General features: G+C 65.2%; 17 protein-coding genes. 13 read left to right on the top strand and 4 right to left on the bottom strand.

The features are described 5' to 3' along the window. Positions 1–215: 215 nt before the first annotated feature. The 13 genes from KIO76_RS06885 (at position 216) to KIO76_RS06825 (ending at position 13,329) form a co-directional block, all read left to right on the top strand. Positions 216–575, top strand: coding sequence for a helix-turn-helix domain-containing protein (locus KIO76_RS06885; protein ID WP_213325101.1), 360 nt, complete (start codon positions 216–218; stop codon positions 573–575). A 124-nt stretch (positions 576–699) separates the two neighbouring features. Beyond that, the gene (metK, locus tag KIO76_RS06880; protein ID WP_213322105.1) at positions 700–1,872 is read left to right on the top strand and encodes a methionine adenosyltransferase; all 1,173 of its coding nucleotides are present in this window, start codon (positions 700–702) and stop codon (positions 1,870–1,872) included. A gap of 87 nt (positions 1,873–1,959) precedes the next feature. Next, positions 1,960–2,646, top strand: coding sequence for a tRNA (guanine(46)-N(7))-methyltransferase TrmB (gene trmB / locus KIO76_RS06875; protein WP_213322103.1), 687 nt, complete (start codon positions 1,960–1,962; stop codon positions 2,644–2,646). A 427-nt stretch (positions 2,647–3,073) separates the two neighbouring features. Then, positions 3,074–4,777 (top strand): 30S ribosomal protein S1, encoded by a 1,704-nt coding sequence (rpsA, locus tag KIO76_RS06870; protein ID WP_213322101.1) that lies wholly within the window; start codon positions 3,074–3,076, stop codon positions 4,775–4,777. Between the two features lie 155 nt (positions 4,778–4,932). Then, positions 4,933–6,264 (top strand): Hsp70 family protein, encoded by a 1,332-nt coding sequence (locus KIO76_RS31560; protein WP_291976092.1) that lies wholly within the window; start codon positions 4,933–4,935, stop codon positions 6,262–6,264. A gap of 76 nt (positions 6,265–6,340) precedes the next feature. Then, positions 6,341–7,306 (top strand): signal peptide peptidase SppA, encoded by a 966-nt coding sequence (gene sppA / locus KIO76_RS06860; protein WP_213322100.1) that lies wholly within the window; start codon positions 6,341–6,343, stop codon positions 7,304–7,306. 27 nt (positions 7,307–7,333) lie between these two features. After that, a complete protein-coding gene (locus KIO76_RS06855; protein WP_213322098.1) occupies positions 7,334–7,657 on the top strand; it encodes an integration host factor subunit beta in 324 nt (107 codons plus the stop codon). 143 nt (positions 7,658–7,800) lie between these two features. Beyond that, positions 7,801–8,127, top strand: a complete 327-nt coding sequence (locus KIO76_RS06850) for a lipopolysaccharide assembly protein LapA domain-containing protein (protein ID WP_213322096.1) — start codon at positions 7,801–7,803, stop codon at positions 8,125–8,127. A gap of 110 nt (positions 8,128–8,237) precedes the next feature. Beyond that, positions 8,238–8,933, top strand: a complete 696-nt coding sequence (locus tag KIO76_RS06845; RefSeq protein ID WP_213325099.1) for a phosphoribosylanthranilate isomerase — start codon at positions 8,238–8,240, stop codon at positions 8,931–8,933. Beyond that, a complete protein-coding gene (trpB, locus tag KIO76_RS06840) occupies positions 8,930–10,177 on the top strand; it encodes a tryptophan synthase subunit beta (RefSeq protein ID WP_213322094.1) in 1,248 nt (415 codons plus the stop codon). The genes KIO76_RS06845 and trpB overlap by 4 nt, the downstream gene beginning before the upstream one ends. Further along, positions 10,174–11,007: a tryptophan synthase subunit alpha gene (trpA, locus tag KIO76_RS06835; protein WP_213322092.1), complete on the top strand. Its 834-nt coding sequence runs from the start codon at positions 10,174–10,176 to the stop codon at positions 11,005–11,007. The genes trpB and trpA overlap by 4 nt, the downstream gene beginning before the upstream one ends. Positions 11,008–11,056: 49 nt before the next feature. Further along, positions 11,057–11,977, top strand: a complete 921-nt coding sequence (gene accD / locus KIO76_RS06830) for an acetyl-CoA carboxylase, carboxyltransferase subunit beta (RefSeq protein WP_213322090.1) — start codon at positions 11,057–11,059, stop codon at positions 11,975–11,977. Between the two features lie 32 nt (positions 11,978–12,009). Continuing rightward, a complete protein-coding gene (locus tag KIO76_RS06825; protein WP_213322088.1) occupies positions 12,010–13,329 on the top strand; it encodes a bifunctional folylpolyglutamate synthase/dihydrofolate synthase in 1,320 nt (439 codons plus the stop codon). Between the two features lie 375 nt (positions 13,330–13,704). Here KIO76_RS06825 and trxA read toward each other — a convergent pair whose 3' ends face one another. From trxA to KIO76_RS06805, 4 genes are all read right to left on the bottom strand, one after another. After that, on the bottom strand, positions 13,705–14,025 hold the full coding sequence (trxA, locus tag KIO76_RS06820; protein ID WP_213322087.1) for a thioredoxin: 321 nt from the start codon (positions 14,023–14,025) through the stop codon (positions 13,705–13,707). Positions 14,026–14,135: 110 nt separating this feature from the next. Next, positions 14,136–17,711, bottom strand: a complete 3,576-nt coding sequence (gene addA / locus KIO76_RS06815) for a double-strand break repair helicase AddA (protein ID WP_213322086.1) — start codon at positions 17,709–17,711, stop codon at positions 14,136–14,138. Further along, positions 17,708–20,872, bottom strand: a complete 3,165-nt coding sequence (addB, locus tag KIO76_RS06810; protein ID WP_213322085.1) for a double-strand break repair protein AddB — start codon at positions 20,870–20,872, stop codon at positions 17,708–17,710. The genes addA and addB overlap by 4 nt, the downstream gene beginning before the upstream one ends. Positions 20,873–20,890: 18 nt before the next feature. After that, positions 20,891–21,589 (bottom strand): nucleotidyltransferase family protein, encoded by a 699-nt coding sequence (locus KIO76_RS06805; RefSeq protein WP_249729773.1) that lies wholly within the window; start codon positions 21,587–21,589, stop codon positions 20,891–20,893. Positions 21,590–21,684 lie beyond the last annotated feature (95 nt).

The raw sequence follows: 21,684 nt of genomic DNA, 5'->3' as shown, positions 1-21,684 counted from the left end.
GGCCGCCGAGCAACAAGCTGCTCAAAATCAAATATTTAACGATCAATTCCTGGAAAAAGCTGTTCCCTCTCTTTCGGGAGATGATCTAGTGTTAGCCCCCGCGACGTCCAAGGTCGCGGCTTGGATTGTGGTGGGTGGCCCATCGGGGTGATGGAGATTAGAGCGTGAAGAAAACTCCCAATCCCATCGACAAGCATGTCGGTAGCCGCGTGCGCATGCAGCGCATGCTGGTAGGGATGAGCCAGGAAAAGCTGGGAGAGGCGCTAAGCCTCACTTTTCAACAGGTTCAAAAATATGAGAAGGGCACCAACCGCATTGGTGCCAGTCGCCTTCAGCAGATATCGCAAGTGCTGGGTGTACCGGTTGACTTCTTTTTCACAGATGCGCCCGTCCCTGGGAATGGTGACGGGGGCTTCTCGGAAGCGCCGTCCACGGCCTATGTCGCGGACTTTTTATCGACCAGCGAGGGCGTCCAACTTACGAAAGCCTTCGTCCGCATCCGCGATCCGAAAGTGCGCAGACGCATAGTGGATCTCGTCACGGCGCTCGCGGGTGAAGAATCGGAGCTGGAATAAGGCATATCGTTCCGTTCTTTTTATCGAACGATTCCTGTCTTTCACCTTGACCCAACGCGGCCGGGCTGTCACAACTCCCGCATCTGCGAGCAGCGCAACGGCTCGCGCCGAGAGAGGGTCGACTGTGCCTCGCCAGAATTATCTTTTCACGAGCGAATCCGTTTCCGAAGGCCATCCGGACAAAGTCTGCGATCGCATTTCCGACACCATCGTCGATGCCTACCTGGCGGCCCTGCCGGAAGCGCGCGTGGCATGCGAGACGCTCGCTACCACCAATCGCGTTGTTATCGCCGGCGAGGTGCGCGGGCCTGAAAGCCTGACGCAGGAATACCTCGCCCATCTGGCGCGACTTGCCATCCGCGACATCGGCTACGAGCAAGACGGCTTTCACTGGGAGAAGGCGGATATTGACGTCCTCCTGCATGCTCAGTCCGCTGACATAGCAGTCGGCGTCGATTCCGCCGGCAACAAGGATGAAGGCGCTGGCGACCAGGGCATCATGTTTGGCTATGCCTGTCGTGAAACCCCGGAGCTGATGCCCGCACCGATCTATTATGCGCACCGCATCCTGAAGATCCTGTCCGATGCACGCCGCTCGGGTGAGACCGGCGCGCTGGGGCCGGACGCCAAGAGCCAGGTCACGGTTCGCTACGAGAATGGCAAGCCGGTCGGCGTGACCCAGATCGTGCTGTCGACTCAGCATCTCGATGAAGCGCTGACGTCGCACGATGTCCGCAACATCGTCGAGCCCTACATCCGCTCGGCGCTGCCCGAGAACTGGATCTCGAGCGAGACGGTCTGGCACGTCAATCCCACCGGCAAATTCGTTATCGGCGGCCCGGACGGCGACTGCGGTCTCACCGGCCGCAAGATCATCGTGGACACCTATGGCGGTGCCGCGCCGCATGGCGGCGGCGCCTTCTCCGGCAAGGACCCGACGAAGGTCGATCGCTCCGCCGCCTATGCCGCGCGCTATCTGGCGAAAAACGTGGTGGCGGCCGAGCTGGCCGATCGCTGCACCATCCAGGTCTCCTACGCCATCGGCGTCTCAAAGCCTCTTTCGCTCTATGTCGACCTGCACGGCACCGGCCAAGTCGATGAAGCCAAGCTCGAGAAGGTTCTGCTCGACGTCATGGACCTCTCGCCACGCGGCATCCGCGAGCATCTCGCGCTCAACCGCCCGATCTACGCACGGACCGCAGCCTATGGTCATTTCGGCCGCCCTGCCGAAGCCGACGGCGGCTTCTCCTGGGAGCGTACGGACATCGCGCAGAACATCCGCAACGCCCTGGTGTGAACACCGGACATTGCATGCGGAGGGATTGGCCGGGTTCGCCCGGCCATTGCCATTTTTGAACCGTCAACGTGACGGTACGAGACGGGTATGATCGAGACGGAAGAAAGACGCGGCGCATTCTGGGGCCGCAGGGTGGGCCACAAGCTCCGCGGGCACCAGTCCGAACTCATGGACGTGCTGTTGCCGCACCTCATGGTGCCGGAAGGGACGCTGCCGCCATCGGAGGCGTTGTTCGGCCGTCCCATGCACGATCTATGGCTCGAGATCGGCTTCGGCGGTGGCGAACATCTGCTGACTCGAGCGGAAGCCAATCGTGATATCGGCTTCATCGGCTGTGAGCCCTTCATCAATGGCATGGCCAAGCTATTGGCGGGCATCGAAGAACGTGGACTCGACAATATTCGGTTGTTTGACGAGGATGCGGCGCTCCTTCTGCCTCGCCTGGCGCCGGCCAGCATCGGGCGCGCCTTCCTCCTTTATCCCGATCCCTGGCCGAAGCGGCGGCATCGCAAGCGGCGCTTCGTCTCCGATGCGACCTTGCAAGCCCTCGCGCGCATTCTGAAGCCCGGAGCGGAATTCCGCTTTGCGACGGACATCGACGATTATGCAGCCTGGACACTCGCCCGGATCATGCGCTCGTCCGACTTCGCGTGGGGCGCAAAAGGGCCCGACGACTGGCGAAAGCCGTGGGCGGGGTGGCCCGGAACACGTTATGAGGCGAAAGCCCTGCGTGAAGGACGAATACCAGGCTATTTCACCTTCATCCGCCAGTAACGGCAAAAAGTCTGGTTTTTGATCTCTTAGATCGGGGTTTCTCTCGATTTTGTGCGGTCTTTGGTCGCGCAGAGGCCTTGCGGAGTCCCCAGTGCGTCTTATATAGCTGTGCCGTCCAGCAAGACGCTGCATCTTTTGGCAGCGCGTCAGGGTGCGTCATACCGCGCCCTTTTCGTGTTCCAAGATCCAACATCTTGTTGCGAACCCCGCCGCCGGCGGGGCTCGCGCGGACATACCAATCGTTCCCGACCATCGGTTCGATGTGCCGGCACGTCCGTGTCTCCCTTGCGCTAATGGCCACCGAGATTTTTGGGCCTGGTTGCGGAGCGATACGTGGCGAAAGTCGCATGGCTCGCCAAGCCGTGCGAGGCCGAGGTCGTGGAGCGAAACGCAACCTGTACGCCGGTACACTGGCAGTGGAGAACGAATGTCCGTTTCCGTCAATCACGCCCCGTCCCGCGAGGATTTCGCGGCGCTTCTCGAGGAATCCTTCGGTGAGCACGAGTCTCACGAGGGCAGCGTCGTCAAGGGCACCGTCGTCGCCATCGAGAAGGACGTGGCCGTCATCGACATCGGCCTGAAGACCGAAGGCCGCGTCGCGCTCAAGGAATTCACCGGCCCCGGCCGCGACCAGTCCCTGAAGGTGGGCGACGAGGTCGAGGTTTATCTGGAGCGCGTCGAGAACGCGCTTGGTGAAGCCGTCATCTCGCGTGACAAAGCGCGCCGTGAAGAGAGCTGGGTCAAGCTCGAGAAGGCCTTCGAGGCCAACGAGAAGGTCACGGGCGTCATCTTCAACCAGGTCAAGGGTGGCTACACCGTCGATCTCGACGGCGCCGTCGCCTTCCTGCCGCGCAGCCAGGTCGACATCCGCCCCGTGCGCGACGTCACTCCGCTGATCGGACAGCCCCAGCCCTTCCAGATCCTCAAGATGGATCGTCGCCGCGGCAACATCGTCGTGTCGCGCCGTACCGTCCTCGAGGAGACCCGCGCCGAGGCCCGCTCCGAGCTCGTGGCCAACCTCGAAGAGGGTCAGGTCATCGAGGGCGTGGTCAAGAACATCACCGAATACGGTGCGTTCGTCGACCTCGGCGGCATCGACGGCCTGCTCCATGTCACCGACATGGCATGGCGCCGCGTCAACCACCCGACCGACGTCGTCACCATCGGCCAGTCGGTCAAGGTCAAGATCATCAAGATCAACCACGAGACGCACCGCATCTCGCTGGGCATCAAGCAGCTTCTGGCCGATCCGTGGGAAGGCATCGCCGCCCGCTATCCGCTCGAGGCGCGCTTCAAGGGCCGCGTGACCAACATCACCGACTACGGCGCCTTCGTGGAGCTGGAGCCGGGAATCGAAGGTCTCATCCACGTCTCCGAGATGTCCTGGACGAAGAAGAACGTCCATCCTGGCAAGATCGTCTCGACCTCCCAGGAAGTCGAAGTGCAGATCCTCGAGGTCGATCCGGTCAAGCGCCGCATCTCGCTCGGTCTCAAGCAGACCCTGCAGAACCCGTGGGAAGCCTTCGCCGAGAAGTTCCCGGCCGGCGCCACCGTCGAAGGCGAGGTCAAGAACAAGACCGAATTCGGTCTGTTCATCGGGCTCGACGGCGACGTGGACGGCATGGTCCATCTCACCGACCTCGACTGGAACCGTCCGGGCGAGCAGGTCATCGAAGAGTTCAAGAAGGGCGACGTCGTGCGCGCCGTCGTTCTGGACGTCGATGTGGAGAAGGAGCGCATCTCGCTCGGTATCAAGCAGCTCGAGGGTGACCCCTTCGCCGATGCCGGCGAGCTCAAGAAGGGCGCCATCGTCACCTGCGAGGTTCTCGAGGTGAAGGACAGCGGCATCGAGGTTAAGATCGTCGATACCGACATGACCTCCTTCATCCGCCGTGCCGAGCTCGCTCGCGAGCGTGGCGACCAGCGTCCGGAGCGTTTTGCCCCTGGCGAGAAGGTCGATGCCCGCGTGGTCCAGTTCGACCGCAAGGCGCGCCGTATCCAGCTGTCCATCAAGGCGCTGGAAGTGGCCGAGGAGAAGGAAGCCATCGCTCAGTATGGTTCGTCCGACTCGGGCGCCTCGCTCGGCGATATTCTCGGGGCCGCCCTCAAGCGCGCCAACGAGAAGAAGTGATCATAGGGCCGCGGCGCTCGCGGCCTTTCGCAAAATTAGACCCGCGCGGAGCGATCCGCGCGGGTTTTTCTATCCGCACCCCGTTGTTTTTACGCAATTCCTGACGGAAGAACCGATTTCTTCTTTCCTGGAATTGCTCCCACAGGAGCCCGGACGTGACAGTCGCTGTGAATGCCCCCTTTGATAGGATCGAAGGCGACATTGCCGCCATCGGCATCGATTTCGGCACGACGAACAGCGTCGTTGCGTTGGCTCATCCCGACGGACGTGTCTCGACACGCAGCTTCCCCACCCATGCTGGGCCGGTGGATGCCTATCGTTCCGCGCTGATGTTCTGGCGCGAGGGGCGCCCGCCGGCTACCACGATCCGCCATGCCAGCGGCCCGGACGCGCTTGCCATGGCGATCGACATGACGAGCGAGCACCGCTTTCTGCAGTCGCTCAAGACCCATCTGTCCAGCCGCGCTTTCCAGGATACGCGCCTCTTCGGCAAGCTTTACAGCCTCGAAGATCTGATCGGCGTGTTCCTCGGCGATCTCACAGCCAATCTCGAGGGGCTTAACAACCTCTCGCTGATTTCCGGACGTCCGGTCGTCTTCGCAGGAGACCGGCCGGACGAGGAGCTGGCGCTACGCCGCCTCACCGCGGCCTATGCGGCCGGCGGCATGGCGAAGGTGGATTACGCCTATGAGCCGCTGGGTGCCGCTTACTGGTACGCGCGTAACCTCGCACGCGCCGAGACCATGCTCGTCGCCGACTTCGGCGGTGGCACCAGCGACTTCTCGGTGATGCGCTTCGAACCCGGCGGAGATGCCGGGCGGCTCAAGGCCATTCCGCTCTCCCATGCCGGCGTCGGCGTGGCGGGAGACAGCTTTGATTATCGAATCATCGAGCACGCCGTTTCACCGCGTCTCGGCAAGAACACGCGCTACCGTTCCTTTGATAAGTGGCTGCCGGTACCGGCGCATTACCACGCCGCCTTCGCGCAATGGCACCGCCTCTCGCTGATGAAAAGCCGGGAGACCATGGCCGAGCTCAAGGCCCTGATCAGGGATTCCGAGGAACCGGCCAAGCTGGAGGATCTTCTGGCCGTCATCGAATATGATCTTGGCTACGCCCTCTACCGAGCCGTCTCAGCCGCCAAGATCACGCTGTCGTCAGCGGACGAGGCGCTCCTGTCGTTCAATGAAATGGATGTGAAGATCGAGGCGACGATCAAGCGCTCGGATTTCGACCGATGGATCGCAGACGACGTCACCGCGATCGAGGGCGCGCTCGATGAGGCGCTCGCCCGTGCTGGCATCGCGCCCGAAGCCATCGAGGCGGTCTTCATGACGGGCGGAACCTCGCATGTGCCGAGCGTACGCGCCCTGTTCGACCGGCGCTTCGGGCCCGAACGCATCCATGTGGGCGATGCTTTCCGATCCGTCGCGAGCGGCCTTGCTTTGATCGCGCTCGATCGTCAACGCGCCGCCATAGCCGCCTGAAGCCTTGTCGGCTCGCCCATCGGGGACTAAATCAGACGGCATCGCATGCCATCTGCGTTGCTGAGGAACCTTGCCGATGTCCTTCGAGGCCGATCTTCTTATCGATCGCAAGCGTCTCCGACGCAAGCTGACGTGGTGGCGCGCGGCGGCGTTCCTCGTGCTCATTCTCGCCGTCGGAGTTGTCGCCTGGGCTTTCCGCGACAAGGTCAGCGGCGGTCAGGCGCAGATCGCGCGGATATCCCTGTCCGGCTTCATCAGCGGCGACGAGCGCACGCTCAACCTCATTCGTGATGTCGGCGAGAGCCAGGCCGTGCGCGCGGTCATCGTCCAGATATCCAGCCCCGGTGGCACCACCTCAGGTGCGGAGAGGGTCTATAACGCGCTGCGGGAATTGTCGGCGAAGAAGCCCACGGTCGCCGTGGTCGGCGGTCTTGCTGCGTCTGGCGGCTATATCGCAGCCATCGGCACGGATCGCATCGTTGCGCTGGAGACATCCCTCGTCGGCTCGATTGGCGTGCTGATGCAATATCCCAATGTGGAAGGCCTTCTCGACACCCTCGGGGTGAAGATGGAAGAGGTGAAATCCAGCCCATTGAAGGCAGCGCCCAATGGCTTCGAGCCCACCTCTCCCGCAGCGCGCGCTGCCCTCGAATCCCTCATCGCCGACAGCTACGCCTGGTTCAAGCGGTTGGTGCGCGAGCGGCGCAGGTTCGACGACACACAGCTGACCGTCGTTGCGGACGGGCGAGTGTTCACCGGCCACCAGGCGGCCGAGCTCGGCCTCATCGATCAGATTGGCGACCGCCGTGACGCTATTCGTTGGCTGGAGCAGGAAAAGAAAGTCACCCGAGATCTTCCGGTGCGCGAGTGGAAACGCTCCGGATCGGATGGAACCTTTGGGTTGTGGAGTGCATTGGCGATCGGCGCGCACGGCATGGGCCTGACTAACATTGCGACGATTTTTGACCGTCTTGACAATCAATTAGCCGCTGACCGCCTTGACGGACTTCTCGCCCTCTGGCACCCTGCACTCGAAAAATAGTGATTTTTCAAGGACTAAGCGGGGCACATGATCAAGTCGGAACTGGTGCTGCTCATTGCTGAGCAAAACCCGCATCTCTACCAGCGAGATGTTGAGAACATCGTGAATGCCATCCTGGACGAGATCACGCGGGCCTTGGCCCGTGGCGACCGGGTGGAGTTGCGCGGCTTCGGGGCCTTTTCCGTGAAGAAGCGTGACGCCCGCGTGGGCCGTAATCCGCGCACGGGCGAGACCGTATCGGTCGCAGAAAAGATGATACCCGTGTTCAAGACCGGCAAGGAAATGCGCCAGCGGCTCAACGGCGCCACTCCAACGACGCGCAGCCGTGGCGCGGCCCGCGCGCGGGCGTGACCTTGTCTTGAGCGGCAAAGAGCCGATCCCGGAGGGGGTTCCGATTCCATCCAATCGGAAGCTCCCCTCCGTATTTGCATTTTCTTCACGCGAGCCGCTGTCAGTCTCGCTTGACATGTTTTGATACGACAGGAGGCATCACGATGAAGCGGTTCCTGAAAGCTCTCGTGCTCCTGCCGCTTGCCCTGATTGTCGTGCTCCTGTCTGTGGCGAACCGCGGCGCCGTGCGGGTGTCGCTCGATCCATTCTCCCCCGACCAGCCGATGGCGAGCCTCGAGATGCCGCTGTTCGTCGCGCTGTTCCTGTGCGTCATGCTGGGGGTCGTGATCGGCGGCGTTGTCGTTTGGGCCGCGCAGGGGAAACACCGCAAGGTCGTGCGCCAGCAGAGGCGCGAACTGGAGCGCATGCGTGTGGGTCGCGTGGAGCACCGCCCGCAGTCTCAGGCGATAGCCACGATTCCGCCCATTTGAGCCGGTTTAAGCAGCGCGGCGTGATCCATTCTCATCGTTCCAGAGCATGCTTCATGCGAAAAGCCGTCGCCATGGTTTGGCAACGCGCTCCATGGCCATGAGGGCACTCCATTGTGACCATCATCAAGATCTGTGGGCTAAGCACGCCGGACACCATGGCCGCGGCGCTCGATAGCGGAGCCGACATCATCGGGCTCGTTTTCTTTGCCAGGAGCCCTCGCCATGTCGATCTCGAGACCGCGCGATCTCTGGCGGAGCAGGCACGGGGGCGCGCCGCCATCGCGGCCCTCACGGTCAATGCCGATGACGCCGCACTCCAGGGCATTATCGCCGCAACCAGGCCGGACATCCTGCAGCTCCATGGTCATGAGACGCCCGAGCGCATCGCGGACATCCGGATGCGCTACCGTCGGCCCGTGATGAAAGCCGTCGGCATTGCCTCCGCGGACGATGTCGCCAGGGCGCGAGAGCTCGCGGCGACGCTCGCCGCCGCCGGAAGCCAGGACCGCATACTGTTGGACGCCAAGGCCCCCAAGGACGCCGCACTCCCGGGCGGAAACGGGCTGCCCTTTGACCGAAACCTCGTCGCCGGGCTTGACCTCGCACTGCCGTTCATGGTGTCAGGAGGGCTTGATCCCGCGAGCGTGGCCGAAACCATCAAGCTCGTCGCCCCTTGGGGTGTTGATGTCTCGTCAGGGGTCGAGCGGGCGCCGGGTATCAAGGACCCTGCCCGGATAGAGGCTTTCATCAGGGCCGCCCGCGCAGCAGGCGTCGACGGCGGACAGACGAGGGACAGATTGGCGTGACCAGCGAGCCGAATTCCTATCGGACCGGACCCGACGAACACGGGCATTTCGGGCAGTTCGGCGGCCGCTTCGTGGCCGAGACCCTCATGCCCAACCTGCTCGAATTGGAGGCGGCGTATGCCGCCGCCAAGGCAGATCCGGCCTTCGCCAAGGATATGGCGCGCTATCACACGCATTATGTCGGACGCCCGAGCCCGCTGTATTTCGCGGAGCGGCTGACTGAGCATGTGCGCGAGCAAGCGGCCGCCAATGGCGGCAACGGCGGCGCCCGGATCTATCTGAAGCGCGAGGAGCTCAATCATACGGGCTCCCACAAGGTCAACAACGTGCTCGGGCAGATCCTGCTCGCGCGTCGCATGGGCAAGACGCGCATCATCGCCGAGACCGGCGCCGGCCAGCATGGCGTGGCGACGGCCACACTCTGCGCGCGCTTCGGCCTCGAATGCGTGGTCTATATGGGCGCCGTGGACGTGGAGCGGCAGAAGCCGAACGTCTTCCGCATGGAGATGCTGGGCGCCAAGGTCGTTCCCGTGCAGTCGGGCTCACGCACCCTGAAGGACGCGATGAACGATGCCCTGCGCGACTGGGTGACCAACGTCAACAACACCTTCTACTGCATCGGCACGGTGGCGGGGCCCCATCCGTATCCCAGCATGGTGCGTGACTTCCAGGTCATCATCGGCAACGAAGTCCGCAAGCAGATCATGGAAGCCGAGGGACGGCTGCCAGACTCGCTCGTCGCCTGTGTCGGCGGCGGCTCCAATGCCATCGGCCTGTTCCACCCCTTTCTGGATGACCGTGGCATCGAGATCTTCGGCGTCGAGGCCGCGGGACACGGTCTCGCCACGGATGCCCACGCCGCTTCGATCAGCGGCGGCCGTCCGGGGGTGTTGCATGGCAACCGCACGTATCTCCTCATGGACGGCGACGGCCAGATCATCGAGGCCCATTCGATCTCGGCTGGCCTCGACTATCCCGGCATCGGCCCAGAGCACTCCTGGCTGCATGACGTCGGCCGAGTGAACTATATCGGGGCGACTGACGCTGAGGCGCTCGCCGCCTTCCAGCTTCTTTCCAAGCTCGAGGGCATCATTCCCGCTCTCGAATCCGCCCACGCGGTCGCCAAGGCCGTCGAGCTCGCCGCCGAGCGTCCGCGCGACCACATCATGGTAGTCAACCTCTCGGGCCGCGGCGACAAGGATGTGTCGCAAGTCGCGGATATGCTGGGGAGCAGCCTGTCATGAGCCGCATCGAGGCCAGATTCGCCGCCGTCAGGGCGGAAGGACGCGCCGCGCTGGTCACCTTCGTGACGGCGGGAGATCCCGATCCCGATACATCGCTCGCCATCATCAAGGCCCTGCCCGGTGCCGGTGCCGATCTCATTGAAATCGGCATGCCCTTTACAGATCCGATGGCGGACGGCCCGGCCATCCAGCTCTCGTCGCAGCGCGCACTGAAAGGTGGGCAAACCCTGGCGAAGACCCTCGCCATGGTCGCGGCCTTCCGTGAAGCCGACAAGGACACGCCGATCATCCTGATGGGCTACTACAACCCCATCTATATCTACGGTGTCCCGCGCTTCCTCGCCGATGCCAAGGCAGCCGGTGTCGATGGTCTGATTGTCGTGGACCTGCCACCGGAGGAAGACGCCGAACTCTGCCTGCCGGCGCTTGAAGCCGGCGTCGCCTTCATCCGGCTCGCAACCCCGACCACCAACGACAGGCGGTTGCCGACGGTGCTCGCGAACACCAGCGGATTCGTCTATTACGTCTCCATTAACGGTATCACTGGGTCGGCGACCCCCGACTTTGCGGAAGTGGGCTTGGCGGTTGACCGGATCAAGGCGCATACCCACCTTCCTGTTGTAGTGGGCTTCGGTGTGAAGAGCCGCGCCCATTCAGCCGAGGTGGCGAAGGTGGCCGATGGGGTGGTTGTCGGATCGGCCCTGGTCGAAACGGTACGCCGCTCGCTGGATGCAGACGGCAAGGCTGGGGCGGGGACCGTGGAAGCCGTAGCCAGCCTCGTCGGGGAACTTGCCGCCGGTGTACGTGACGGCCAACGCGTCGAGGCTTGAAGGACTGCCCGGCGTTCATAGCCGCGACATCTGGAAGGATGGATAAACGATGAATTGGATCTCCGACGTCGTTCGGCCGAAGATCAAAACGCTCTTCAAGCGCGAAGTGCCGGAGAACCTCTGGATCAAATGCCCAGATACGGGGCAGATGGTGTTCCACAAGGACGTGGAGGCGAATCTCTACGTCATTCCCGGTTCCAACTATCACCTGCGCATGACGGCGGCCAATCGCCTGAAGGCGATGTTCGACGACGCCCGGTGGGAAGCGATTCCGACGCCTGAAGCTGCGGTCGATCCGCTCAAGTTCCGGGATGAGAAGCGCTACGTCGATCGCCTTCGCGACGCCAAGGCCAAGACCGGCATGCAGGACGCGGTACTGGTCGGCGTCGGCGATGTCGAGGGCCAGAAGACGACAATCGCGGTCCAGGATTTCGAATTCATGGGCGGATCGCTCGGCATGGCGGCCGGCGAGGCCATCATTACGGGCCTCGACACCGCGCGCAGCCGTGGCACGCCTTTCGTTCTCTTCGTCTCGTCAGGCGGAGCGCGCATGCAAGAGGGTATCCTCTCGCTCATGCAAATGCCGCGCACGACGGTCGCCGTGCAGCGCCTGCGAGACGCGAAGCTCCCCTATATCGTCGTGCTCACAAACCCGACCACAGGCGGCGTCACAGCGTCCTATGCCATGCTGGGCGACGTTCATATCGCCGAGCCAGGCGCGCTCATCGGCTTCGCCGGACCCCGCGTCATCGAGCAAACCATCCGCGAAAAGCTGCCGCCGGGCTTCCAGCGCTCGGAATATCTCAAGGATCACGGCATGGTCGACATGGTTGTCCATCGCCATGACTTGAAGGCAACGATCGCCCGCCTGAGCCGGCTCCTGATGCGAATGCCCGCCGCGCCTGCGGCGGAGGTGAAGGACGAGCCAGCGCCGGAACCGCAGCAGATGCTGGAAGCCGCCGCGGAGTAGGTCGCCGGCGAGGCTGCGCGGAGCAAGAAGCAATGGATTCATCCGATGCCCTGCTGGCGCGTTTTCTTGCGCTCCATCCCAAGGTGATCGACCTTTCGCTCGGCCGCATCGCGCGCTTGCTGGCGACCCTAGGCCATCCAGAGAACCGGCTTCCGCCGGTCATCCATGTCGCCGGCACGAACGGCAAGGGCTCCACCATCGCCTTCATGCGCGCCATTCTGGAGGCTGCGGGGCTGGCGGTGCATGTCTATACCTCGCCGCATCTGGTGCGTTACCACGAGCGCATCCGGCTCGGGGCCCCCGGCGGCAGCCGCATCGTCGACGAGCAGCGCCTGCTCGATGCGTTCCGTCGCTGCGAGGAGGCCAACGGCCGCGAGCCGATCACCTTCTTCGAGATCACGACAGCTGCGGCGTTTCTGCTGTTTGCGGAAAATCCGGCTGACGTCCTCCTTCTCGAAGTGGGGCTCGGCGGTGAGGCCGATGCCACCAACGTTATCTCGGAGCCGCTGGTGACGGTGGTGACGCCCGTCTCACTGGACCATCCTGAATATCTGGGCAACCGCATCACCAGTGTCGCCGCGGCCAAGGCCGGGATTTTCAAGCGCGGCGTGCCCGCGGTCCTCGCGCCGCAGGATCCAGAGGCCTCAGCCGTGCTGGAAGCTCGAGCCGAGCGCATCGGGGCGCCGCTGATCATCGGCGAACAGGATTTTTCCGTGCATGAGGAAGGCGGGCGCCTCGTCTATCAGGACGAGCGCGGCCTCCTCGATCTACCGCTGCCTCGCCTGACTGGCCGCCACCAGCATATCAATGCGGGCACCGCGATCGCGGCGCTGCGAACCGGCGGCTTCGATCGTCTACCGGTCACCGCGTATGAGGCGGGAGTCAAAACCGCGGACTGGCCAGCACGGATGCAGCGCCTGACACGCGGCGATCTCATCGGGCATGCGCCTGACGGCGCTGAAATCTGGCTCGACGGGGGGCACAACCCGGATGGAGGCCGCGCCGTCGCCAGCGCCATGGCTGACATGGAAGAGAGCAGGCCCGCGCCTCTCGTGCTCATCGTCGGTATGCTCGGCACCAAGGATGCGGTCGGCTTCCTTTCCCCCTTCGCTGGCCTTGCCCGCGAGCTGCTGGCGGTGTCGATGACGACGCAGCTCGCGGCGCGCTCCGCCGAGGAAATCGCCGAAATCGCCCAGGAGCTCGGCTTCGTCACGTCGGCTCATGCCAGTGTCGAGGCTGCGCTTACCTCCCTCAGACACCAGGATTGGGAGCATCCTCCCCGCATCCTGATCACGGGGTCGCTCTATTTCGCTGGCGAAGTGCTGGCGGCGAACGGAACTCCGCCGACCTGAGCGTCCGCCGGATTGCAGCGGAAACCACCCCGCGTTTCCTCGCCGCTGATGCGCAGCGAGTGGCAAACTGCCACAGCGATCCCTTCCCTTAGGGGGCTCGCGCCAGCGAGGTCGGGTGGAGTGACGAGGCCGGGAATGGTGCTCCGCTGGCAATAAACTGTTGCTGCCATCTTCCGGACGGATCAGTCCCGGCGCAGCCCCACCCGGCGTCTGCGGCGCCCCCTCCCCTGAAGGGAAGGGATCAGCGCCGGCGGTCCTGTGCGTGTCACCCTGCTTGCCACACGGACTGCGTCAATAAAAAAGCCCGGCTCCGCGAGAGCGCCGGGCTTTCTTTCACTCTCTCGAAAAACGCGGCGCCGCAGGCGCCGGATCGAATCAGACCGAACCGGAGATCCAGTCCGAGAGGGCGCTCTTTGGCGCCGCGCCGACCTTTTGGCCGGCGAGCTTGCCGTCCTTGAAGAGGAGCAGCGTCGGGATGGAACGGATGCCAAACTGCGCGGCGGTCGCCGGGTTCTCATCCACATTCACTTTCACGACTTTGACCTTGCCGGCGAGCTCCGTGGAAATCTCCTCAAGGGCCGGGCCGATCATCTTGCAGGGGCCGCACCATTCCGCCCAGAAGTCCACAACCACCGGCTCGCCGGCCTTCAGGACGTCGGCCTCGAAACTCGCATCGGTTGCCTTGATGGTCGCCATGATGAAAAAACCTTTCGTGGTGGCAGGCTGCACGGGAGAGCCCATGGCCGTCCGTTGGATGAGGAACGTAAGAAGCGTCCCGGGGTGGGTCAAGGAGCAGGCAGCACAAGTCACGCCTGCTTGACAAGCATGAGTGCAGCCTCGAGCGCCTCCGGCGGCACGGCGAACACCCGTGGCCCTCGCGTATAGACGAGGAAGGCGCGGATGGGCCGATCGGGATAAACCTCCGCGAGCAAGGCCGCATACACCGCAAGCTGCGCGAGATGGCCCGGTGGAGCCGCCTCAAGCGTTGCGGGCGGCCAGTGACTCGTCTTGAAATCGGCGACATGGACTGCGTCGTCGGTCACGGCCAGACGGTCGATTTGGCCCGAGACGGGCACAGTCTCACCATCGATAATTATCGAGCCGGCGATCGGCACTTCAGCGCGACTTGACGGACCGAACAGGGCCGCGAGGTCCGGCCGGACGAGCACCGCCAGCGCATCAGCGAGAATGGCCTCTCGCCTTACCGCATCGAGCCCTGCCGCGCGTACCTCCAGAAGCTTCGCGATTTCCCGCGCCGCATTCTCACCGCCACGGCTGAAGCCTTCTGGTAGATGCTGCAGGAGCCTGTGCAGGAAGTCGCCGCCAAGCCGGGCAACGCGGCGGGCGTCCTCATCCCGCCGTGAACGCGGCAGCGGCAAGCCCAAGGCTCCGCCAAGGGGGGCGGAGGAAAGACTTGCGGCCTCCGGAAGCTGATCAGCCGCGCCGAGGGCGCTCGATGGCCTGAGAGGGGGTCTCGCCTCCGCTTCGGGCGGCAGAGCGCGATCGAGCCAGGCGGGCAGGGTCGGCGAAGCGGACGAGGTGACGTTCGGGGTCTGGGAGGGGCTCGCCACCCGCGCCGGATCTCGCCAACGCCATACGGTGCCGTTGCCGTGGGGGGCCCGGGCCTGAACCAGCCCGTATGCGCCGGCCTCAAGTCCCTTGCGGATCATTGCCGGCCAGCTCTTGTCCGGCAACGGTTTGTAATCACCGGTCTTCGTGTCACGGCCAAGGCTCGTGTAGGACGCGACCACCAGCCGCTCCTTGGCCCGAGTCATCGCCACATAGAGCAGACGGTTGTGCTCCTCCTCCGCCTCGCGCCGCAATCTGTCACGTACGTCCGCGACCGGCGGGGGATCGAGCTCGCTCCTGGGAGACCAGATCGGCAAGGCAAGGCCATCGCGGCCGGCGATGGCGAAAAGCTTCGGATCGGTGCGCCCACTGGGGACGTCGCAACCGTCGGCGAGGATGACAACGGGTGCTTCCAGCCCCTTGGCGCCGTGCACGGTCATGACGCGGATCTCATCATGACCGTCTTCGAGGTCGCGCTTCACCTCGCGCTCAGCCTCGCCGAAAGCGATGAGGAAGGCGGCCAGGGAGGGCGCCTGCCGCCGCTCATGGCCGAGCGCTGCGGCCATGAATTCGTCGATAGCGTCGCCCGCCTCTGCGCCGAGACGCGCCACCAGCCGGCGGCGTCCGCCACCAGGCCCGATAAGATGAGCGTAGAAGGCGAAGGGGCCGCCCCGGCGCGCCCGCTGCCGCCACTCCGCCAGCAGCGCGACGGTGCGCGCGGCCCTGATATCGCCGGCTTCCGCCGCCAGCGCCAGGGCGTGATCGAGCGAGCCATCCTCGGGCCGCTCAGCGGCGATCCGCATGAGATCATCGTCGTCCAAGCCGACGAGAGGGGATTTCAGGAGCGCTGCGAGCGTCAGGTCGTCTGCTGGCAACAAAGCCGCGCGGCCGGCGGCGACGAGATCGCGCACCGCGATGTGCTCGGTGACCTTGAGCCGGTCTGCGCCCGCGACCGGCAGACCGGTGTCCTTCAGCGCGCGGATCAGAGATTCGTAGAACCCTCCGCGCTTGCGCACGAGGATGAGGATATCGCCGGGTGAGAAGTGCCGGCCGTCGTCGCCCTTTCCGGTCCAGTGCTTCACGGCGCGCGCGATACGCCGCGCCAGCCGCACCTGGGGTGACCCTTCTTCGAGCTCATCGACCGGCAGCGTCCAGGCCTCTGAATCGACCACTTCTGTGGGGCGCTCGGTCTCCCAGAACTCGACAAGGCCCGCGAGCTGCGGCCGGGCGCTCTCATGCACCGTGCCGACGGCGAGGTCATCGAACGACAGCCCCTGGAAATGCTGGGGATCGGCAAAGACCGCATCAACCGCCTTCAGCACCTCTGGCGCCGAGCGGAAGGATACGGTCAGGCGCACATCCTCAAAGGCTTGGCCGGCAGCCTCGACGCGCTGACGGAAATAACGCCCGCTGCCATCGAACTCGCGCGGCGCCGCGCCCTGGAAGCCGTAGATAGACTGCTTGGGATCACCGACCGCGAACAGCGTCCGCTGCGTCAGCGCGGCGCTCTCGCCGGCGGTGAATTCCTCCGCGAGCGCCTTGAGGATGCGCCATTGCGCCGGACTTGTGTCCTGCGCCTCGTCGACCAGGATGTGGTCGATGCCGGCGTCCAGCTTGTACAGCACCCAGGCCGCCTCATGGCGAGCGAAGAGATCGACCGTCCGTCCGATGAGATCGTCGAAATCCAACGCCCCGCGCGCGTTCTTGAGGGCCTCGACACGCTTGAAGACAGCACTTGCCAGCGTCAGCAGGGCGGCCGTGCGCTCGACGGCGAGCACCGCCCTGAGCCGTCCGGACAACCCGCAGAGCCGATCACGCTCGTCGCGGAGCTGCTGGATCAGGACTGGATCGATGGCTTTCGTGCCGAAGCGACTATCAGAACGCGGCTCTCCAGCCTTGGTAAAGAACAGCGATTGATAGGCGGCAAGCTTGTCCGCCTGGTTCGTCGCGGCGAGCGCGCTACCGAGGCAATCGGCGAGATCCCTGTCCGTCTTCTGCCCCGCGGCGAGTGCCGCGATGATGTCGGGCCACTCGGCCTCGGGGATGCCCTCGCCCAGGATCGCCCATTCGACGCCGGCGCGATCGTCGTTGGGCGCGAGCCCGAGCGCCTCCTTGATGGACTCGATCGCGACGCCGCCCGAGCTCGAAACACCCTGCCGCAGCAAGGCTTTGGCGCGCAATGCCTCAGCAAGGGCCTTGTCGATGGTGACGTCGCCCGCCTCCTCCACCAGCCGGGACAGCGCAGTCTCGAGCGCGGGCGCGCGACCGGCGATGGCATCGCTGATCACGGCAACGCGTGCCCGAGCGAGGAGATCGGCCGCGTCCGTGTCGTCCAGCACCTCAAAGCGCGCCGGGACATTCGCCTCGAAGGGGAAAAGATGCAGCACGCGCTCACAGAAGGCGTGAATGGTCTCGATCTTAAGCCCGCCCGGCGTTTCGATGGCGCGGGCGAAGAGCCGGCGGGCGACAGAGCGGAGATCGGCGGTCGAAGGCTTGCCGGTGAGGCGGAGCAAGGCGGCATCGAGCGCAGCGTCATCCAGCGCCACCCACCGGCCGAGATCGTCGAACACGCGGTTCGACATATTGGCCGCGGCGGCCTTGGTGAAGGTGAGGCAAAGGATGCGGCCGGGCTCCGCGCCGGCGAGCAGGAGCCGAAGCACCCGGTTGGCAAGCACGGTGGTCTTGCCGGAACCCGCGTTAGCCGACACCCAGGCGGAGGCGGCGGGATCGGCGGCCCGGTGCTGCTGGGCGATGACCCGGCCGATCACCTCATCGGCAGAGGACACCCGGGTGGATGATGGCGGAGCGTTCATTCGCCGCCTCCGTCGTCGCCGCCGATGGACCATTCGCGCACCCGCGCCAGATGGTCATAGACCCCTTCGCGCTTGGCATATTCCGCAAAGGGACGCGACGCGAAACCGATCTCGCCTCGGCAATAGCGTGACAGGAGCTGCGCCAGTCGGGTGGGGTGCTCTGCGACGAGATCGGCGACGCTCCGGGTCTCGCCTCGCTCCGGTTGCACGGGTCGAGGCTTGAGAGGCTCCTTGCCGCCGCTGGCGCCAACATACAGAAGGTCAATCCGGTCCGCGGGCATCGGCGCCGGGCCCTTGAAACCGCCGGCCACCAGCATCGCGGCTTCCAGCGTCATCTGCGGCGCGAAGCCTGCGAAGATCTGCTTGGGTGTCGGCACCTGACCCGTCTTGAAGTCGACGATGACGGCACGGTCGCTGCTTTCCTCGACGCGGTCGGCCCGCCCGCGCAGGGCGAAGCTCGACCCGTCCGCGAGCACCAGATCGAGCCCCCCGGAAATCTCGGCGTGAAGCCGCGCCAGCCCCGGCCGACGGGCGGCCTCCCAGGCCACATACGCCTCCGCCAGCCTGAGGAAGCGCGGCCACCACAGGGCCATGACATCGGGGTAGGCGCCATACGGAGCGAAGACCTCGCGACCGATCGCCGTGAGGGCGGCGAGCGCATCGGCCGGAAGCGCCGCCGGATAGGCCAGGGCGAAACGGCCGAGCGCCTCATGGACGAGATTGCCTCGGTCCGCGGCGCCCGGCGGCACCGCAAGCCCGTCCAGCGGGTCGAGCTTCAACACATGCCGGGCGTAGATGGCATAGGGATCGCGCACCAGCGTCTCCACCTCAGTGACACTGAGGGAGCGCGGTATGAGGTGGAGCGGCGGCTTCGGCATTGGCCGGCGCAAGGGCGGCTCAGCGGGCACCCGATCGATGGCCTCGGCCCAGGCGAGGATGGCGCGGCCCCGCGCACGAACCGCCTCCCAGGCTTCGCTCCCCGCCAGCGCCTTCATGCGCTGCAGGAAACGCGACGGCACGGTCGGCGCTCCCTCGCGCTTGAGCGAGCGGGTGATGACGGCATCACGCGTGCCGAGCGCCTCGACGAAGTCATGGGCAGTCTGGCCGATGCGCCGCTCCGGCGGACTCATGCCCAGCGCGGTGCGCATGGGCCGATTGAGGAAGGCGTCCGTCCGGACGGCCGGCGGCCAGATGCCTTCGTCGAGGCCACCCAGCACGATCCTGTCAGCGGTCAGGAGACGAGCCTCCAGCAGGCCGAAGACCTTGGCGCGCCGATGGGCCGCCTCGCCCCGGCGCAGCACGCGCTCCGCGAGAAGCCCTGCAAAGAACGCGGGATAATCCCCGGGGCGGCCGATGAGTTCGGCGGACTGCACGACCGCGAGATCGTCGAACAGGCTGGCGAGATCACCCCAGCCATCTGCCCGCGGCGGGTCCCAATCCTCATCCGACGTGCGTGCTGAAACCGCGCGCAACACCTCGTCGTGCGCTGAGGCCATGGCGACGAGATCGACCTGACCATCCGCGAGAATCTGTCGCTCGAGCGGCGCGAAGGCGGCCTGGAGCGCGTCAAGCAGCGCTGCCACCCTGTTCCACGCGGCTGGGCCGAGGCGCCGCAAGGGGCGCGGGCTGCGACGGCTCGCCGCTTCCCTCTGACGTTCGGGAAGAATGGCCTTCAAACCGGCGATACCAGGTGGTGCCTCCGGACCGCGCAGCAGCCCGATTTCGAGCTCCGCCGCCACTTGGCGTGCCGTCGCGAAGCTCTGTCCGAAAGTCGCGTCGGGATGGTTGAGAAGCGCCAGCAGCTGTGGTGCCGCGCAGTCGGCAAGCGCCGCGTCCGCGACGAGCTGGGCAAGGCTTCCCGCGCGGGTTCGGCTCAGCGGGAGTCCGGCCGAATCCTCTACCGCGATATCCCACCGGGCGAGCTCGGCGATAGTGCGTTCCGCCAGCATACGGTCCGGGGTGACGAGCGCGACCGTCGCGCCCGGCGTCTCCAGCGTCTCGCGCATGGCGAGGGCCGCGGCCAGCGCCTCCGAGCGCTCGTCCGGCGCCTCCACGAGGATCAAGCCTGCAAGGGCGGCGTCCGTGGTGGCGGCGAAGTCTCTGGCGAAGAGATCGTCGGTTCCCCTTCGATGCTCTGCCCAAACATGGGTCGTCTCGGCAGGACGCAGCGCCTCCGCAAGAAAAATTGCGCGGGCGGCGACCTCAGGGGCGAGATCCGCGAGCTCCTGAACATCGGCGCGGTCGATACCGATGGTGGCGATGAGGCGCTGCAAGGCGGCCTGTGGGTGGCCGTGACGCGCATCCGCGATGGCGCGCCACGAGAGCTCATCAAGACCCCGGTCGAGGCCCGGCAAAACGACGGCGCCCTGCGGCAACCGCGATACCGCCGCGATGAGATGGGCGGTCGCGGGCACCGAGCCCGTGGACCCCGCAACGATCATCGGCGCCTCCGGCCGCTCGCGGGCGAGCCGTGCGGCATCAGCGAGGATGATGGCATTGCGACGGCTGACAGGGTCGCTCACGCCGCGGTCCACCAGGATCTGGGGCCAAGTCTCCGCGGCGATCTTCAGGAAGTCGAGCGTGATGCCATAGTAACGGGAGTAGCGGTCCTCCACGAGGCTGTGCAAGCTTTCCCAGGCAATCCCCTCCGTGGCAAGCGCATCCATGAGGCGGGCAAGATCACCCGCCAGCCCGAGCGCATCTGCGGGAGAGGCAGGCACGAGCAACGGCTCGTGATCGTCGAGCCGCAGGAGGGCCCGATCGACGGCCTTGGCCCAGGCGAGCACCAGCCGCGTCAGGATGAGGCGCCGTTCGGTCTCACCGATAGCCGGCGGCAGGCCAGCGAAGTCCCCCTCGCCCATCGCGCCGAGGTCGGCGGCCAACGCTATCTCGGCGTCGTCCACATCGCCCAGCGGAACGATGCGCGGCAGAAGCACAGCGCGTCCGCCGCAGCGCTCGGCAAGAAGGGTGGTCAGCGCCCGCGCAGCGCGCCGCGTGGGCAGGAAGATGGTGGTATCGGCAAGGACCAGCGGATCGACGGTCCCGTCGGAAAGCTGGAGGCCGGGCACAAGGCGCCCGGAAGCCAGAGCCTCGACCAGAGTCGGCAGGAAAGGCGCGCCTGGCGCAATGGTGAAGACTCTTGGCGATGGCGCCCTAGCCAAGCTTACCTCCCAACCATCCTACCTCGCGCTCGCGACGAAGGTCTCTTCAGCGAGTTTGACGGCGGCCGGCGTGCCCACATGTAGCCACTGGCCGTCGAGCCTCACGCCATAGAGACGGCCCGCGGCAATGGCACGGTCAAACAGGAGGTTCAGCGAGAACGGCCCGTCCGGCGTATCCGCGAACAGCTCGGGCTTGGCGATTGCCACACCGGCGTAAATGAACGGGGCGAGTTCCCGTTCCCCGCGCCGCCGCAGGATGCCAGCCGGATCCATCGTGAAATCGCCGTAGCCCTCGTCGCCGATGCTAGTGGCGCCGGAGGCAAGCAGGAGCAGAATATCCATGCGCGCCGGATCCCAGATCCGCCCCATGCGCGCGATGTTGCCATGTGGCCCCTCAAGCCACAACGAATCGGTATTGATGATGAAGAACGGATCCTCCCCGAGCAGGGGCAGAGCCTTCTTGACGCCGCCTCCTGTCTCGAGGAGCTTTCCGCGCTCGTCGGATATGATGATCTCCGGCGCTTTGCGGCGCTTCAGGTGCTGCTCGACGAGATCGGCCAGGTAATGGACGTTAACGACGGCCCGCTTCACCCCGGCGGCCGCCAGCCGATCGAGCCCATGATCGAGCAGGGAGCGGCCCGCGATGCGGATGAGGGGTTTCGGGGTCGTCGCCGTGATCGGGCGCATTCGCTTGCCGAGGCCGGCGGCGAGCACCATGGCGGTGATCGGCAGTTGTCCAGCTTCTCGGCCCGCGTGCTGATCTGCCTTGCGGCCAGCGTTCGCGGAAGAATCTATCGTCGAACCGTCTGTCA

Source organism: Chelatococcus sp. YT9 (assembly GCF_018398315.1).
Lineage (GTDB): Bacteria > Pseudomonadota > Alphaproteobacteria > Rhizobiales > Beijerinckiaceae > Chelatococcus.
The sequence above is the reverse complement of the archived record's forward strand: the minus strand, read 5'-3'. Positions and strand labels throughout refer to the sequence as shown.